Below are 15,758 nucleotides of genomic sequence, written 5' to 3'. Positions count from 1 at the left end.
ATTGGTCGCGCGCGGCTGTCCGCGCCCTGCTAACCCGCAGTATTGCCTGATTATTGCCACACGCTCAAGGGCGCCGAGTCGCGCCTTTGTCCCTCCGCTGATACCGCCCCGCGTCCGCAATCCGGATGCGGCGAGCAACGCGTCCCTCTGCGTCACTGCGTCTGCCGGGCGCCTGTGTTTTCTGCGCGGTTCACAAACCCGCTGCAGTCGCCTGATCGGTCATGCGAGCCGACCGCGCTGCCTTGCGCGGGGCGGGTGCCGCAGCCGCCTTGCCGCGCTGCAAGGACGCAGCTTCATCGATGTCATCGAACTCCGGCGCGTTCGCTTCCATCTCCGCCACCGTACGCTGCATCATCTGGGCCGGACGCAGTGCTGGCTCCTGCAAGGCCGCGGGGTCGCCCGGCAGACCCGTCGACATCTGGCTGAAGTGTTCAACCAGATGATCGATAAAGGTCCGCACCTTGGCCGGCAGATGGTGACGGCTCGGATACGCAATCGTCACCTCCACCTGCGGCAGACGATAACCGGCCAGCAGCCGCACCAGACGGCCGCGTTCGAGATCGCGGCCAATCAGGTAACTCGGCAGGATGGCGATGCCCATGCCGAGCAGGGCGAACTGACGCAGCATTTCCGTGTTGTTCGCGACGATCGCATTGGTCGGACGCATCCGCACTTCGCCCTTGCCGTCGATGCTCGTGAAGACGCGCTCGTCGCCGCCGTATTCGGATGGCAACGACAGGCTCGGATGATCCTGCAGTTGCTCGGGACGGGTCGGCGTGCCGTGTTTGCGCAGATAGTCCGGCGTCGCGCACACCGTCATATGACCCGTGGTGAGACGCCGCGTGACAATACTCGCGCTACGCATCTGGCGGGCAATCAGCACGCCCACGTCGAAACCTTCTTCGACCAGGTCGACATGGCGATCCACCAGCGTGACATCGGGAATGACGTTCGGATAACGCTCGGCGTACGACTGCAACACCGGCGCAAAGTTATGCAGGCCGAACACCACCGGCGCCACGATGCGCAAGGTGCCGACCGGTTCGTGATTGCGCGCCACCACCATCTGCTCGACGCCTTCGAGGTCGTCGAGGATCGGACGAACGCGCTCGAGATAGACCCGGCCCGACTCGGTCAGCGACTGGCTGCGCGTCGTGCGGTTGAGGAGGCGCGTGCCGAGACGTTCTTCGAGGTCGGCTACGTGACGGGTCACGACGGCAGTGGAAATGCCCATCGTGCTGGCAGTACGGGCGAAGCTGCCGAGTTCGGCCACTTTGACGAAAACTCGCATCGACTGCAAATGATTCATGGGGCCACTCCTGCCGCGGTTAAAGCCAAGCCAACGAACACCGACGCGGCGTAAAAACGGAGCGTCGGCGACTGCGCAAGCCAATGACTACCAGCGGGTGACATCGCACCTCGACGGCGGACCTCGTGCGTGGTTTCCCACGCCGCCAGTCGCTCGCACCAAGGCTTGCCCTACGGGTTTGATTGTATCGACCACTCATGGCCCAACCCTGTCGTGAACATGACAAAACGGTCAGGTAAATGATGCGCAGGAAATTAAACGGAGTTGCGCGCTGTTCGAAGCGCAAAGGCGGCAGCGGGGGCAAATAACGTGGCACGGGAAAATACGTGCCAGGGGAAGGCATTTTGGCGTACGCCGGACTAGGTGAAAACCCTAGGTTGAGGTATCATTACGGGCGAAAAGGAAGATATCGCCATGCCATACCGTTTCCAGATTTTTGAAAAGATCGCGTTTTCGTTGGTCGTTTTGTCCGCAGTCGCCTGCTCTGCCTTCATCGCCTACGAAACGGATCCCGACGTCCGCCAGGTCCTGCATGCGGGTAAAACCGCGCTGCAATGGAGCGGCGAGTATTCGTTCGTCTGCGCGTCGCCCGTGACCGACGCCTGCGCGAACTTCCCGGTGGACTGACCCACTCAGCCTGCCGCATCGCGCCCGAATACGACGCGCGCAAAGAATCCCGCCAGTACCGCCTCGGCTGCATCCGCAGAAATGTTCTGCGGATCGATCGTGCTCAGGAACTGCACGCCTTCGCACAGCCCCATCAGTCCTATCGCCAACGTTTCCGCCGGCAACAGCAACGGCGTGCCTGCACGCGCCGAAAATGCGCGAATGTATTCGCTCATATGCTCGCGCTTCTCATGCATGAATGCGTTGAATTTCGCCCGGAAGCGGCTATCGCGCGCGGCCACGAGCTTGGCCTCCATCCATAGCAGGAAGCATTTGTTGTCGTGCGGCAGGTTGCTGTAGTACGCCAGCACCTGCGCCTCCATGGTCTCGCGCGTCGCCCCTTCCTCGAAGATGCTCTCCAGTTGCGCCTGCATCTCCTCATGGTCGCGCCTGAGCAGTTCGAGGAACAGTTCGGGCTTGCTGCTGAAGTTCGAATAGAACGCTCCGCGCGTATAGCCGGCCGCCTCCGCGATGTCTTCTACACTCGTCGCGACGAACCCTTTCTTCATAAAAATAGCTTGCGCGGCATCGAGCAGCCGCTGGCGCGTCTGGTCTTTGCTCTGCTCGCGTGTGAGGCGTTGGCGTTTCATGCTGAATAGTTTATCACCGGAAAGAATTCACATACGGCTTCACATTCAGATACAGGTATGTATTAGAATGCAGTTCATCATCTGAAGCAACAGTCTATTGCACGCTCTGTTTCAAACGTGCCTTCGTTGACCAGCCGTCTGGCTTGTTCTGTTCGTTCGCTGTCTTCTGATTGGGGTAATTGTGAATCGTCCCAGTGGTCGCGCATCACATTCGATGCGCAAGCGCAGTCATCCGCGTCGCCGTTTGTCTCTCTTGTCCCCTTTGTCCACACCGCGCCGCGCGGCATCCGCGCTCGCACTCGCCGGCCTTCTGCTGCTCGGCGCCTGCGGCCAGAAGCAGGCGGCCGCGCCCGCACCGCGTCCCGTAGTCGCGCTCGCGGTTCATGCCGATGGCAGTTCGCTGTCAGCCTCGTTGCCCGGCGAAGTACAGGCTCGTTACTCGACGCCGCTGTCGTTCCGGATTGCCGGCAAGATCATCGAGCGGCATGTGCGTCTTGGCGATACCGTGAAGGTCGGCGAAGTTGTGGCCCGGCTCGACCCGGCCGACGCGCAAAAGAGCGAAGCCAGCGCGCAGGCGCAACTCGATGCGGCACAACACAGCCTCGTCTACGCGAAGCAGCAACTGGACCGCGACCAGGCGCAGGCGCGCGAGAACCTGATCTCGGCGGCGCAACTGGAGCAGACCACCAACGCGTATGCCTCGGCGTTGTCCCAACGCGACCAGGCGGCGCAGCAAACGGCGCTGCAGAAGAACCAGTTGCAATACACCGACCTGCTCGCCGATCACGCCGGCGTCATTACCGCCGAACAGGCGCAGACCGGACAGAATGTGTCGGCCGGACAAGCCGTCTACAACCTCGCGTGGAGCGGCGATATCGACGTGGTCGTCGATGTGCCGGAAAGCACGCTCGCGGCGCTCGCGGTTGGCCAGACCGCCAAGGTCACCATGTCCGCACTGCCGGGGCGCAGCTTCAGCGCCCGCGTGCGCGAGCTATCGCCTGCCGCCGATCCGCAAAGCCGCACGTATCGTGCGAATCTCACGCTGCTCGATCCCGGCCCGGATGTGCGACTTGGTATGACCGCCGACGTCGCACTCACTTCGGGCAATACCGCGACCCAGCCCGCAACTTCGTTCATACTGCCCGCCACTGCGCTGTTCCACGACGGCACGGCGCCTGCCGTGTGGGTCGTGCATGAAGGCACCAACGTGCTGGAACTGCGCCGCGTGCAGGTAACGCGCTATGACGAGCGCACCGTCGCCATTTCCGGCGGCCTGAAAGACGGCGAACGTGTCGTGCTGCAAGGTGTCCACACGGTCACAGCTGGCGAGACGGTTCATCCGATCGCCCCGCTGCATCCCGAGGACTTCGCTTCATGAGTACTCCACATGAACATGAAGAGGGACGCTTCAACCTGTCCGCGTGGGCGCTGCGTCATCAGGCGCTCGTCGTATTCCTGATCGCGCTCGCGACCGCTTTCGGGATCCTCGCCTATACGAAGCTCGCGCAATCGGAAGACCCGCCGTTCACGTTCCGCGTGATGGTGATCCAGACCTTCTGGCCGGGCGCAACCGCGCGCCAGGTGCAGGAGGAGGTTACCGACCGCATCGGCCGCAAGCTGCAGGACACGCCGTATATCGACTTCGTGCGCAGCTATTCGCGCCCTGGCGAATCGCTGATGTTCTTCTCAATGAAGGACTCGGCGCCTGTCAAGGATGTGCCGGAAACGTGGTACCAGGTGCGCAAGAAAGTCGGTGACATCGCCGCCACGCTGCCGCAAGGCATTCAAGGGCCGTTTTTTAACGACGAATTCGGCGACGTCTACACCAACATCTACACGCTCGAAGGCGACGGTTTCTCCGCTGCACAACTGCACGACTATGCGGACGAATTGCGCACGGTGCTGCTACGCGTGCCGGGCGTCGCCAAGGTCGATTATTTTGGCGATCCTAACCAGCACGTCTACATCGAGATCGCCAACACGCAGTTGACGCGTCTGAACGTGTCGCCCCAGCAGATCGCGCAGGCCATCAACTCGCAGAACAGCGTCTCGCCGGCCGGCACGCTGACCACGCTGGATGATCGCGTCTTCGTGCGCCCCACCGGCCAGTTCAAGGACGTCAACGCCCTCGCCGATACGCTGATCCGCATCAACAACCGCTCGTTCCGCCTCGGCGACATCGCGACGATCAAACGCGGCTACGACGATCCCGTATCCACGCAGATGCGGTACGGCGGCAAGGCCGTGCTCGGCATCGGCGTGACGATGCAACCGGGCGGCGACGTCATCCAGCTCGGCAAGGCGCTCGACAAACAGTCCGCTACCCTGCGCTCCTATCTGCCGGCCGGGCTCAAGCTCGTCGAAGTGTCGAGCATGCCGAATGCGGTGGCGAAATCGGTGGACGACTTTCTGGAGGCGGTTGCCGAGGCGATTGCGATCGTGCTGGTGGTGAGTCTCGTCTCGCTGGGCGTGCGCACCGGCATGGTAGTTGTGATCTCGATTCCGATCGTGCTCGCGGTCACGGCGCTGTGCATGTATCTGTTCGATATCGGCTTGCACAAGGTCTCGCTCGGCACGCTTGTGCTGGCGCTCGGCTTGCTGGTCGACGACGCGATCATCTCCGTGGAGATGATGTCGGTGAAGCTCGAACAGGGCTGGAGCCGCGCCCGTTCCGCTGCGTTTGCTTATACCAGTACTGCGTTTCCGATGCTGACCGGCACACTCGTCACCGTGTCCGGCTTCCTGCCGATCGCGCTGGCCAAATCGAGCACCGGCGAATACACGCGGTCGATCTTCGAAGTGTCGGCGATTGCCTTGATCGCGTCGTGGCTCGCCGCCGTGGTGCTGATCCCCATGCTCGGCTATCACATGCTGCCGGAGCGCAAACGTCAGGCACACGAAGCGCACGACTACGAACACGACATCTACGACACCCGCTTCTACAAGCGCCTGCGCGGCTGGATTGGCTGGTGCATCGAGCGGCGCTTCGTCGTGCTGACGATCACTGTTGCGCTGTTCGTGGTCTCGCTGTTTGGTTTTACGCTCGTCCCGCAACAGTTCTTCCCGAGTTCGGATCGCCCCGAGTTGCTGGTCGACGTCCGCCTGCCTGAAGGCGCTTCCTTCGAGGCCACCCTGCGCCAGGCACAGCGGCTCGAGAAAGCGATCGAGGGCCGTCCGGAGATCGATCATTCGGTGGACTTCGTCGGCAGCGGTGCGCCGCGTTTCTATCTGCCGCTCGATCAGCAATTGCAGCAGCCAAATTTCGCACAGTTCGTAATCACCGCGAAGTCGGTCAAGGACCGTGAGAAACTCGCGCAATGGCTGGAGCCGGAGTTGCGCAACCAGTTCCCGGCTATCCGTACGCGCCTGTCGCGCCTCGAAAACGGGCCGCCGGTCGGCTATCCGGTGCAGTTTCGCGTGAGCGGCGACGACATCGCCACGGTGCGCTCGATCGCCGAACGCGTCGCCACGACGATGCGCGACGACCATCGCACGACCAACGTCCAGTTCGACTGGGACGAGCCGGCCGAGCGCTCGGTGCGCTTCGAGATCGACCAGAAGAAGGCGCGTGAGTTGGGCGTCACTTCGGACGACGTGTCGAGCTTCCTCGCCATGACGCTGTCCGGCTATACGGTCACGCAGTACCGTGAACGCGACAAGCTGATCAGCGTCGATCTGCGTGCGCCGAAGACGGAGCGCGTGGATCCGGCGCAGCTCGTCACGCTGGCGATGCCCACGCCCAATGGTCCGGTGCCGCTCGGTACGCTCGGTCATATGCGCTACGACCTCGAGTACGGCGTGATCTGGGAACGCGACCGCCAGCCGACCATCACGGTGCAATCGGACGTCATCGGCAACGCGCAAGGCATCGACGTGACCAATAGTGTCGACAAGGCGCTGAGCCAGATCCGCTCGACGCTGCCGGTCGGCTACCGTATCGAACTGGGCGGCTCGGTGGAGGAAAGCGAGAAAGGCCAGACCTCGATCAACGCGCAAATGCCGATCATGATCATCGCCGTGCTGACGCTGCTGATGATCCAGCTGCAAAGTTTCGCTCGCGTGCTGATGGTGGTGCTGACCGCCCCGCTCGGCCTGATCGGCGTGGTCGCCACCTTGTTGCTGTTCGGTCAGCCGTTCGGCTTCGTGGCGATGCTCGGGGTGATCGCGATGTTCGGCATCATCATGCGCAACTCGGTGATTCTGGTCGATCAGATCGAGCAGGACATCGCCGCAGGTCACAAACGCTTCGATGCGATCGTCGGTGCAACCGTGCGGCGTTTCCGGCCCATTACGCTGACTGCGGCAGCAGCCGTGCTGGCGCTGATTCCGTTGCTGAGTTCGAACTTCTTCGGACCGATGGCCACCGCGCTGATGGGCGGCATCACGAGCGCCACCGTGCTGACGCTGTTCTATCTGCCCGCGCTCTACGCAACCTCGTTCAGAGTGCGCGGCGATGAACGCGAGCCGCCGGCCGCCTCGACGCAAGCGTCGCATTCGGGAAATTGACCATGACTCATTCTGTCCTCAAACGTGTCAGGCAGGCCCGCACGCTGGCGGTAGGCGGTAGCGCGCTCGCGCTCGCGGCCTGCTCGTTCGGCCCGAACGGCAACCCGCCGGCGGTGCCGCAGCCAGCCCACTACGGGGCCGAGCCGCAGCTCACCGAAACGGTGCCCGCTCAGGGCATCACCCAGCAGTTTGTAGTGGGTGCCAAGCCGGTGCCGACGTGGTGGCGTCTGTATCAATCGGACGACCTGAACGCGCTGGTCGACGAGGGTCTGCGCAACAGCCCCACCCTCGCCGCCACCGACAAGAGCCTGACCGCCGCGCGCGAGCAGTTGCGTGCGCAGGTCGGCAGTTCGATGCTGCCCACCGTCGATGCCGTAGCCCAGCCGGCCCGGCAGCGCGCGCTCGGGATTCCGGAAATCGGGCCGAACACGTTCCTGTACAACACGTTCGTCGGCGAGTTGCAGGCGCACTACACGATCGACCTGTTTGGCGCTTCGCGGCTCGCCAACGCCGCGCTCGCTTCACGGGTGAACGTGCAGGTTTTTCAACTGGAATCGGCGCGGCGCGCGCTGGCGGCCAACATCGTGACGGCAGCCATCACCTCGGCCGCACTGCATGCGCAGATCGACACGACCCAGCGGCTCATTACGCTCGCGAATGACGACGCCCGCGACACAGCACGACGCTATGCGCTCGGCGCGGTATCGCATGCAGATATGCTCAATGCGCAACAGAGCGCGGCATCGTTGGCAGCCAGTTTGCCGGAGCTGCAGCAACAGTGGGTGAGCACGCGGCATGCGCTGGCAGTGCTGATCGGACGCACGCCCGACGCCGCGCCGCCGGATCTCGATCTGGTGCAGTTGCATGTGCCTGAGCAGGTGCCGGTGGTCGTGCCGTCCGAGCTATTGCGCGCACGCCCGGACATCCAGGCCGCCGATGCTGCGGTCAAGGCAGCCGCAGCGGATGTGGGAGTGGCTACCGCACAGATGTATCCGAGCCTGTCGCTCACAGCCTCGATGGGACAAGGCGGCTTTAGCTGGCCGCTGGCGCTTTCCGGCGCGGGCGCTATCTGGGCCGTAGCCGGTTCGCTCTCGCAGCCGATCTTCCACGGTGGCGCACTGTTCGCGCAACGCCGCGCGGCAATGGCGACTTACGACGCAGCCACGGAACAGTACAAGCAGACGGTGCTGACAGCGTTCCAGAACGTCGCCGATACGCTGGCTGCGCTTGAGCATGACGCGCAGGCACTCGACGCCTCAAACGTGGCAGCACGGGCGGCGCAGGGCATTTCGGATGAGACCGCGGCACGTTACCGTCTGGGCGCCGTGCCGGTGTCGGCTGCACGCTCGAGCGAGCAGCAGTTTCGCAACGCGCGGCTCGATGAGATCCGCTATACCGGTGCGCGATTGACCGATACCGCGGCGCTGTTTCAGGCAATGGGGACGCCGCCAGTAGATGAGGCGGGCGCGGTGGGGTCTACGGCAACAACGGGGGCGTCTGGCACGACTGGAGGAACCACAGGCGCTGCTGCGGCTCCGGCAGCGCCAATGCACTCGCCAGTCTCTGGCTCGCAGCCGTCTACCGGCCCCGTGCCAGGCTAAGCGTCAATACACCGCCGGCTCTCCCACGGGCCGGTGCTTGAAACGCTTGTGTACCCAGTAATATTGGGCCGGAATCCGCCGCACCTGGGTTTCGAGGAACTCGGTGATACGACGTGCATCGACGGTCGCATCGGCTGACGGAAAATCGCTTAGTTCTTCGAAGATTGTCAGCTTGTAGCCACGGTAGTCCGGCAATACCTCGGTGACGAACGGCACGACCCGCGCATTGCCCGCCTTGGCGAGGCGCGACACCGACGTCAACGTACACGCCGGCACCCCGAAGAACGGCACGAACACCGAGTCGCGCAGGCCGAAATCCATGTCGGCTGCCAGCATCACCGGCTTGCCTTCGCGCAGCACGCGCAGCGCGCGGCGCACGCTATCGCTGCGCGGAATCATCTCGGTGCCGAAACGGCCGCGCTGGCGCTTGGCCATCGCATCGAACAGCACGTTCGACATCGGCGTGTACAGCGAAGCAACCGGATGACGTGTCGAGTACATCATGCAGCCGGCCTCGATCCCCACGAAGTGAAAACCGAGGAAAATCGTCGGCCGCGAGTGCGCTTCCGCCAGGTCGATCGCGCTTTCCACTTCGACCAGCCGTGAAATCGCCGCCGCGTTGCCGAACCACTGCGGCCCCCGCTCGACGTAACTGCGAATCACATGGCAAAAGTGCGCGCGAGCAAGGCGCTCACGCTCCTCGTCGCTCATGTCCGGAAAACAGAGTTTCAGATTGGTATGCACGACGCGGCGGCGCGTGCTCGGAATGCGATAGAGCAGCGCGCCAAGTCCGTTGCCCACGCGGGCAACCACGCCATATGGCAGGAGTGCGAACACGCGCAGCAGTCCTGTCATCAGAAAGATGAGTATTCGGCTTTTCACGAGAGGGATCCCGGTTGAGAGCGGTGAAGCAAACACTTCGTCCTGGCACGCCTGAGCGGAGGGGGCGAAGTGGCATGCGCGCGCGTCAAAACCGGGTACCGCGCTGCGCTTTGGTAAAAAAACGGGAGATCACGCGTTTCCGCGAGTCGAGAGTTTACAAATTGGGTACGCGAATACTAAACCGGATTTGACCGGACCAGGGCATCGCACGGTAGAAATTACATTACGACGTATTAGCGCGGCCCGGTGGGGGAAGATGAAGGGGAAATTGGCGCGTGCGTGAGACTCGCGAATCCGGGCGGCTCGCGCCCGGATTCGCCCGCCCCATCAGGGCTTGTTCGATTCGAACAGGTTCATGATCTGCTGCTTTTCGCTCGACGACACATCCGGCGGCGTCATCCCCGCCGGACCGACGCCCCCGACGGCGTCGCTTGCGCCGGCCAGCGGATTGGCCGAGTCGAGGCCGATGCTGGCGACAAAACCGTTGCCCGGCGTCATGTCCGTATAGAACAGTTCGCCGTCGACGCTGGTGACGGTGTCGGGCATGGCCGGCTCGGCCTGCGGCACACCGCGCAGCGCGTGCCCCATGTAGTCGACCCAGATCGGCAACGCGAGTTGCGCGCCGAATTCGCGGCTGCCGAGGCTCTTCGGCTGGTCGTAGCCCATCCAGGCCACCGCAACGAGCGATTGCTGGTAACCGGCGAACCAGCCGTCCTTGGCGTCGTTCGTCGTACCGGTCTTGCCCTGCAGGTCCGAACGCTTCAGCACGTTGGTGCCCGCGCCGGTACCGGCGGTCGCCACCGAGTGCAGCAGACTGTTCATGATGTACGCGTTGCGCGGGTCGATCGTGCGCGGTGCGTCGCGGCCCGCCGTGAGCGGCTGTGCCTTGGAAATCGTTACGCCACGCGGGTCCGTCACCTCGTTGATCAGATACGGATTGATCCGGTAGCCACCGTTCGCGAACACCGAATACGCACCGGCCGATTGCAGCGGCGTGACGAGGCCCGCACCGAGCGCCATCGGCAGATACGGCGGCGTCTTGTCGGCATCGAAGCCGAAACGCTGTGTCACGAAATCCTGCGCGTACTTCGTGCCGATGAACGAGAGGATGCGGATCGACACCAGGTTCTTCGATTTCTCCAGCGCGATGCGCATCGGCATCGGACCGTCCGGCTGGTCGTCGTCCTTCGGCTCCCACGGATCGCCGCCCGGGCTGCTAGGCGGGAAATAGAGCGGCGCGTCGTTGATGATCGTCGCCGGTCCGAGGCCCTTGTCGAGCGAGGCCGAATAGATAAACGGCTTGAAGCTCGAGCCCGGCTGGCGCCATGCCTGGGTGATGTGATTGAACTTGTTCTTGTTGAAATCGAAGCCGCCGATCAGCGCGCGAATCGCCCCGTCCTGCGGCGTGAGCGACACCAGCGCGCCCTCCACCTGCGGCAATTGCGTGATCTGCCAGTTGCCCTTATCGTCCGCCACGACACGGATGATCGAGCCCGGCTTGATGCGTTGCGCCGCTGTGGCGCGCGGGCCCAACGCGGCGGCCACGAACTTCAGGCCGTCGCCGTTGATGGTCGCCTCGGTGCCGTCGAGGAACTGCGCCTGCACTTCCTTCGGATTCGCTGCCGTCACCACGGCCGCGACGATCTCGCCGTTATCCGGGTGATCGGTCAGCGCGTCGTCGATGGCCTGATCACGGTCGTCGCCCGGCGGCGGCAGGTCGACATTACCTTCCGGACCGCGATAGCCGTGACGGCGCTCATAGTCCATTACGCCCTTACGCACTGCGTGGTAAGCGGCGTCCTGATCCGCAGAATCGATCGTGGTAATCACGTTCAGACCGCGCGTATACGTTTCGTCCCTGTACTGCGCGTACATCATCTGGCGGACCATTTCCGCGACATACTCGGCATGCACGCTGTACTCATTGCCGGGATTCTTGGTGCGAATCTCTTCCTTCACGGCCGCGTCGTACTGTTCCTGCGTGATGTACTTCAGATCCAGCATCCGCTTGAGAATGTATTCCTGACGGATCTTCGCGCGTTTCGGATTGACCACCGGGTTATACGCCGACGGCGCCTTCGGCAAGCCAGCCAGCATTGCGCACTCCGCGAGCGACAGGTCCTTCAGATCCTTGCCGAAATACACCCGCGCCGCCGCAGAGAAACCGTACGCGCGCTCGCCCAGATAAATCTGGTTCATGTACAGCTCGAGAATCTGATCCTTCGTCAGCGCACGCTCGATCTTGTATGCGAGCAGCATTTCATACACTTTACGGGTGTAAGTCTTCTCGCTCGACAGGAAGAAGTTGCGTGCCACCTGCATCGTGATCGTACTTGCGCCCTGCGACGCGCCGCCGTGCAGCAGATCGGCGGAGCCGGCCCGCAGAATGCCGACGAAGTCGACGCCGCCGTGCTCGTAGAAGCGATAGTCTTCGATCGCGAGCACCGCTTTTTTCATCTGATCCGGAATATCCTGGAAGCGCACGAGGTTGCGCCGCTCTTCGCCGAATTCGCCGATCAGCACGTGGTCTGCGGTGTAGACGCGCAGGGGCACCTTCGGACGGTAGTCGGTGAGTGCCTCCAGGGACGGCAACTGCGGCCCCATGACGACAAGCGCGTAGCCGATGATCAACGCACCGACGACCAGCAGGGTCGCAACGAGGCCCACGAACGTCAGCAGGATGCGCCCGACGAGCGAACGGCGCCGCGGCTCGTCGCGCGAAGCGTCATTGCGTCCTGGGTTGCGGTGGTAGGGATCCCGGTCGTCACCACCCGGAGAATTTGAGGATTGCGGTCGTTTGATGATTGGCATGACTCGAATAGATGGCGCTTGACTGCACGCCTTTATGCGGGCGGCAATTGCCGCCGCACGGCCTTACGCCCCCGGCTGGCCGCACGGCGCGCCCGGATAGGACCGACCCTAAGGGGCCCCGCGCAACGTAACAGCGCATTTTAAAGAAATCAAGCGCGGTCCAAGGTGATTTTTTTGTAAGAATTCCCTTCGGGATTCTTCTCCGAAGCGCGCTGGCGTATGGCTGCGCGGGGAAGCGCGGTTATCAACAGAAATTGTTCATAGCCCTGTGGACAAGGCCACTTGAAACGTTTCAACCCTTTGATGTCACGGGATTTTCATGCGGCGCACGTTACGCATCGGGGCAACTCGCCTTATGATGGACTCGTCGCGCGGGGAAAGCGCGGCCGCGCGCCAAATCAGGCGTTCCACGCCACAACAAGTACGCGAGCAGACTATGAACAAGCCCAGCGAACGCATCGTCGTATTCGTCACACCGGCCCAGAAACGCGCCATTGCCGCCAGCGCAGAAAAACTCGGCATCAGCGTTAGCGAACTGATGCGGCGTGCCGTGCTGAGCTTCGGCGCCACCAGCGAACAGGTCAAGGCCGCAAGCATCGTCGACAGACTGCGTGCGCCGCGCGAACCGGACGCCCTGAATGCCGCGCTGGAACGGGTCGCGCGCGGCACCCGCAACGCTCGCGCTGCCCTGCCCGCCGTGCTGAAGAAAGACGAAAAAGACGCTGCTGTGCCTGCCGGCGCGGAACCAGAAGCCGCAAGCGAGCCCCTGCTGCCGGCGGACGTACTCGCGGCGCTGGTGCGCACGCCGGAAGAAGAACAGGCGTTGGCCGACGCCCAGGCGGTGGCGCGCGTCACCGCGGCAGAAGCCGCTGCAATTGCACACCCTGCCGACCCCGGCGGGCAGAGCGGGCAGACAGACCTGCCGCCTGTCGCTACGCCCCGCGCGCCGCGCACGCGCGTGCGCGTTCGGATCGACACCGCGCCCGACGACGACGATCCGCGCAACGACCCCACTCCGGAAGACGGCCGCTTCGCGTGAACGGCACGGCGCCACGCCGTTGGACGCATTTCGCTTCGTCTTCACACAACGTTGAAATATTCCGCGGGCCTTTGCGCGGAATCGACGTCTGAAACTGTGTGGAACCGACTTTTTAAGGCGGTTTTAAGACATCCTATGGTGTAATCTTTGCCAGCTGCTGAGGCTGCATGGCTTGCACGAGGCCCTTTGCCCCACTGGCGCAACACAGCGGTTGAACAATTTGCGGGGCGGCTATTGCATTTCGCACGCGTGCCCCGACTTCCGCAGCGGTTGCCCGCGCAATACCGCGACGGGCAGCGTAAACTAGTGGTCACAAGTGGTCGAACGCGCCAGCTACTCAGCGCCGATTTCATTTTACGGAGGTATACATGTCGCTATTTGACAGCATCTCGCGCACGCTCAAAGGTCTCCTGAACGACGCTGCCGATTCCGTGCAGGATCCGTCGCGCGACTCGCGCCAGATCGTGCGTGAGCTCGACGAGAGCATCGCCAAGGCTGAGAACTCGCTGATCGAGATTCAGGCCCAGGTGGCCACCCAGCAAAGCAAGCGCGACGTTGCCGCCGACAAGGCGAAGAAGTACGAAGACGGCGCCAAGCGCGCGCTGCAATCGGGTGACGAAGCACTCGCCCGCGAAGCGCTCGGCGCACAGGCGACCGCCGAAACGGAACGCGATGCGCTGGCGCGAGAACTCTCGACGCTCGAGCCGTCGGTCGATCAGTTGAAGAGCCAGATCGAAGATATGCGTGGCCGGCGCAACGACCTCGCTTCACGCTCGAGCATTCTGCAGGCCAAGCAGGAAATCGCTCAGGCCAAAGATGTCGCTGCAACCGCGCTGGGCGGCATCGGCGGACGCAACCTGTCAGAAGACTTCCAGAAGCTCGAAGACAAGGTCGCGCTGTCGAATGCACGTTCCGACGCTCGCCTGAATTCCGCTGACGTGAAGAGCGGCAAGGCGCTCGACGACAAGCTCGCCGAACTCAATCGCGGGCCGTCGGTCGAAGACCGCCTCGAAGCGCTGAAGAAGCAGTTGAACACGCCGGCCCAGTAACACGTCGTCAAGCAGTACACCGGATGTGACGCAGCGCCGGCAATCGTGCGGCGCTGCGTGTCACACCGGAGAATCGATCGACATGGAGACGGGTGTAAAGCCATCCGGTCCGACACATGAAAAAATTTCTCGCAGCCGCATTCGCGTCGCTGTTGCTGATCTCCACGGCGGCCTTCGCCGTGCCGACAGCGCAGCAGATCGAATCCGCGATGTCACAGGGCAACTGGCAACAGGCCGATGCAGGGCTGACCGAAGTGCTGCAGGCTCATCCGGACAACGCACGCGCGCACTATCTGTACGCCCAGGTACTCGATCGCGAAGGCCGCACGGGCGATGCCCTCGCGCAGATCCAGCAGGCCAAGACGCTCGATCCGCAAATCCGCTTCACTGACCCTACGCGCTTCGCGCAGACCGAAGCGCGCATCCGCCGCGACGCGGAACGTACCGGTGCTGCAACGGGCCACACCACCAATCCGTTTGCACAACAGAACACGGCGGTACAGCAGTCGGCCATGGCGCCGCAAGTACCTGAACGGCATGGTCCAGGCATGGGCCTATGGATCGGCATCATTGTCCTGATCGGTGCGATTGCGCTGGTGTTGCGCTGGACATTGCGCCGCGCCCGCACGCAGGACGATTCGCGCGCCGACGACGATCGCCGCGTCCAGCTCAAGCGCGCTACCGAGCTGCTTAACGCAGTGCGCTCGCTGAAGCTCGATGTGAAGCTCTCTACGTTGCCGGGACATGAAGCGCTCGCGCGCGAAGTGGAAGGCACGGAAGACCAGTTGCGCGGTGTTGTCGAAGGACTCTCCAACGGCAAGAATCCGTTGCCGCCGTATCAGCTCGACGAACTGGAACAGCGCGTTGCCAGCCTGAAGGCGCGTGCAGAAGGCCGCCCCGATCCATACGCGGCTGCGCCTGCAGGTTCGGGCGAGTCCGCGTATGCGCGTGAAGCCGATCGTTTCGGTAATCCGCCGCAAGCGCCCTATCCTTATCCGCAGCAGCAACCGCCTCAGGTTATCGTGCAGCAAGGTGGCGGCTTTGGTGGCGGCATGGGCGGTCTGCTGACCGGCGTGCTGCTCGGCGAGGCGCTCAACTCGGGTCGTGAGCGCGAAGTGATCGTCGAGGACGACGAAAGCCGGCGCCGCCGCGACGACGGCAATAACGGCAACAACGACGGCGGTCTCGATTTCGGCCAGGGGTCGAACAACTGGGACGACGGCAGCGGCGGTGGCGGCGTGGATATGGGCAACGACGACTCCGGCGGCTGGAACGACACCTGATACCTGATCCAGACACGCGCGC

The 15,758-nt window shown here is 63.2% G+C and carries 10 protein-coding genes and 1 pseudogene; 7 read left to right on the top strand and 4 right to left on the bottom strand.

Annotated features, from left to right (window positions below):
* Window positions 1-361 precede the first annotated feature (361 nt).
* Window positions 362-1,309 (bottom strand): annotated as a pseudogene (locus BUS06_RS11575) (LysR family transcriptional regulator); the annotation flags it as partial.
* A 414-nt stretch (window positions 1,310-1,723) separates the two neighbouring features.
* On the opposite strand from BUS06_RS11575, the gene BUS06_RS11570 reads away from it, so the two are divergent.
* Window positions 1,724-1,936 carry a hypothetical protein gene (locus BUS06_RS11570; RefSeq protein ID WP_074264394.1) on the top strand — a complete coding sequence of 71 codons (213 nt, stop codon included), beginning with the start codon at window positions 1,724-1,726 and terminating at the stop codon, window positions 1,934-1,936.
* 5 nt (window positions 1,937-1,941) lie between these two features.
* Here the strand turns inward: BUS06_RS11570 and BUS06_RS11565 are convergent, their stop codons facing one another.
* On the bottom strand, window positions 1,942-2,565 hold the full coding sequence (locus BUS06_RS11565) for a TetR/AcrR family transcriptional regulator (protein WP_074264393.1): 624 nt from the start codon (window positions 2,563-2,565) through the stop codon (window positions 1,942-1,944).
* Between the two features lie 214 nt (window positions 2,566-2,779).
* Between BUS06_RS11565 and BUS06_RS11560 the strand changes: the two genes are divergently transcribed.
* Genes BUS06_RS11560 through BUS06_RS11550 form a run of 3 tightly spaced genes read left to right on the top strand, consistent with a single transcriptional unit; the run spans window position 2,780 to window position 8,672 of the window.
* Window positions 2,780-3,943, top strand: coding sequence for an efflux RND transporter periplasmic adaptor subunit (locus BUS06_RS11560; protein WP_074264392.1), 1,164 nt, complete (start codon window positions 2,780-2,782; stop codon window positions 3,941-3,943).
* The gene (locus BUS06_RS11555) at window positions 3,940-7,071 is read left to right on the top strand and encodes an efflux RND transporter permease subunit (protein WP_074264391.1); all 3,132 of its coding nucleotides are present in this window, start codon (window positions 3,940-3,942) and stop codon (window positions 7,069-7,071) included. Before BUS06_RS11560 ends, BUS06_RS11555 begins: the two co-directional genes overlap by 4 nt.
* Before the next feature lie 2 nt (window positions 7,072-7,073).
* Window positions 7,074-8,672 carry an efflux transporter outer membrane subunit gene (locus BUS06_RS11550; protein ID WP_074264390.1) on the top strand — a complete coding sequence of 533 codons (1,599 nt, stop codon included), beginning with the start codon at window positions 7,074-7,076 and terminating at the stop codon, window positions 8,670-8,672.
* Between the two features lie 3 nt (window positions 8,673-8,675).
* On the opposite strand, the gene BUS06_RS11545 is transcribed toward BUS06_RS11550, so the two are convergent.
* Together BUS06_RS11545 and BUS06_RS11540 are read right to left on the bottom strand one after the other, a co-directional pair.
* Window positions 8,676-9,554 (bottom strand): lipid A biosynthesis lauroyl acyltransferase, encoded by an 879-nt coding sequence (locus BUS06_RS11545; RefSeq protein ID WP_074264389.1) that lies wholly within the window; start codon window positions 9,552-9,554, stop codon window positions 8,676-8,678.
* Window positions 9,555-9,881: 327 nt separating this feature from the next.
* The gene (locus BUS06_RS11540; protein ID WP_074264388.1) at window positions 9,882-12,365 is read right to left on the bottom strand and encodes a penicillin-binding protein 1A; all 2,484 of its coding nucleotides are present in this window, start codon (window positions 12,363-12,365) and stop codon (window positions 9,882-9,884) included.
* A 436-nt stretch (window positions 12,366-12,801) separates the two neighbouring features.
* Between BUS06_RS11540 and BUS06_RS11535 the strand changes: the two genes are divergently transcribed.
* From BUS06_RS11535 to BUS06_RS11525, 3 genes are all read left to right on the top strand, one after another.
* Entirely contained in the window at window positions 12,802-13,404 is a 603-nt protein-coding gene (locus BUS06_RS11535; RefSeq protein WP_074264387.1) for a plasmid mobilization protein, read from the top strand.
* Between the two features lie 368 nt (window positions 13,405-13,772).
* Window positions 13,773-14,453 carry a PspA/IM30 family protein gene (locus tag BUS06_RS11530; protein WP_074264386.1) on the top strand — a complete coding sequence of 227 codons (681 nt, stop codon included), beginning with the start codon at window positions 13,773-13,775 and terminating at the stop codon, window positions 14,451-14,453.
* A 116-nt stretch (window positions 14,454-14,569) separates the two neighbouring features.
* On the top strand, window positions 14,570-15,736 hold the full coding sequence (locus tag BUS06_RS11525; RefSeq protein WP_074264385.1) for a tetratricopeptide repeat protein: 1,167 nt from the start codon (window positions 14,570-14,572) through the stop codon (window positions 15,734-15,736).
* The last annotated feature ends 22 nt before the right edge of the window (window positions 15,737-15,758 follow it).

This window comes from Paraburkholderia phenazinium (genome assembly GCF_900141745.1).
Classification (GTDB): domain Bacteria; phylum Pseudomonadota; class Gammaproteobacteria; order Burkholderiales; family Burkholderiaceae; genus Paraburkholderia; species Paraburkholderia phenazinium_B.
This window is presented reverse-complemented; position numbering and strand designations above follow the sequence as displayed.

What these genes read in the sequence shown, in the direction of transcription:
- BUS06_RS11535 (WP_074264387.1), top strand. Translation starts at nt 12,802, where the DNA reads ATGAACAAGCCCAGCGAACGCATCGTCGTATTCGTCACACCGGCCCAG.
- BUS06_RS11555 (WP_074264391.1), top strand. Translation starts at nt 3,940, where the DNA reads ATGAGTACTCCACATGAACATGAAGAGGGACGCTTCAACCTGTCCGCG.
- BUS06_RS11530 (WP_074264386.1), top strand. Translation starts at nt 13,773, where the DNA reads ATGTCGCTATTTGACAGCATCTCGCGCACGCTCAAAGGTCTCCTGAAC.
- BUS06_RS11565 (WP_074264393.1), bottom strand. Translation starts at nt 2,565, where the DNA reads ATGAAACGCCAACGCCTCACACGCGAGCAGAGCAAAGACCAGACGCGC.
- BUS06_RS11570 (WP_074264394.1), top strand. Translation starts at nt 1,724, where the DNA reads ATGCCATACCGTTTCCAGATTTTTGAAAAGATCGCGTTTTCGTTGGTC.
- BUS06_RS11560 (WP_074264392.1), top strand. Translation starts at nt 2,780, where the DNA reads ATGCGCAAGCGCAGTCATCCGCGTCGCCGTTTGTCTCTCTTGTCCCCT.
- BUS06_RS11525 (WP_074264385.1), top strand. Translation starts at nt 14,570, where the DNA reads ATGAAAAAATTTCTCGCAGCCGCATTCGCGTCGCTGTTGCTGATCTCC.
- BUS06_RS11540 (WP_074264388.1), bottom strand. Translation starts at nt 12,365, where the DNA reads ATGCCAATCATCAAACGACCGCAATCCTCAAATTCTCCGGGTGGTGAC.
- BUS06_RS11550 (WP_074264390.1), top strand. Translation starts at nt 7,074, where the DNA reads ATGACTCATTCTGTCCTCAAACGTGTCAGGCAGGCCCGCACGCTGGCG.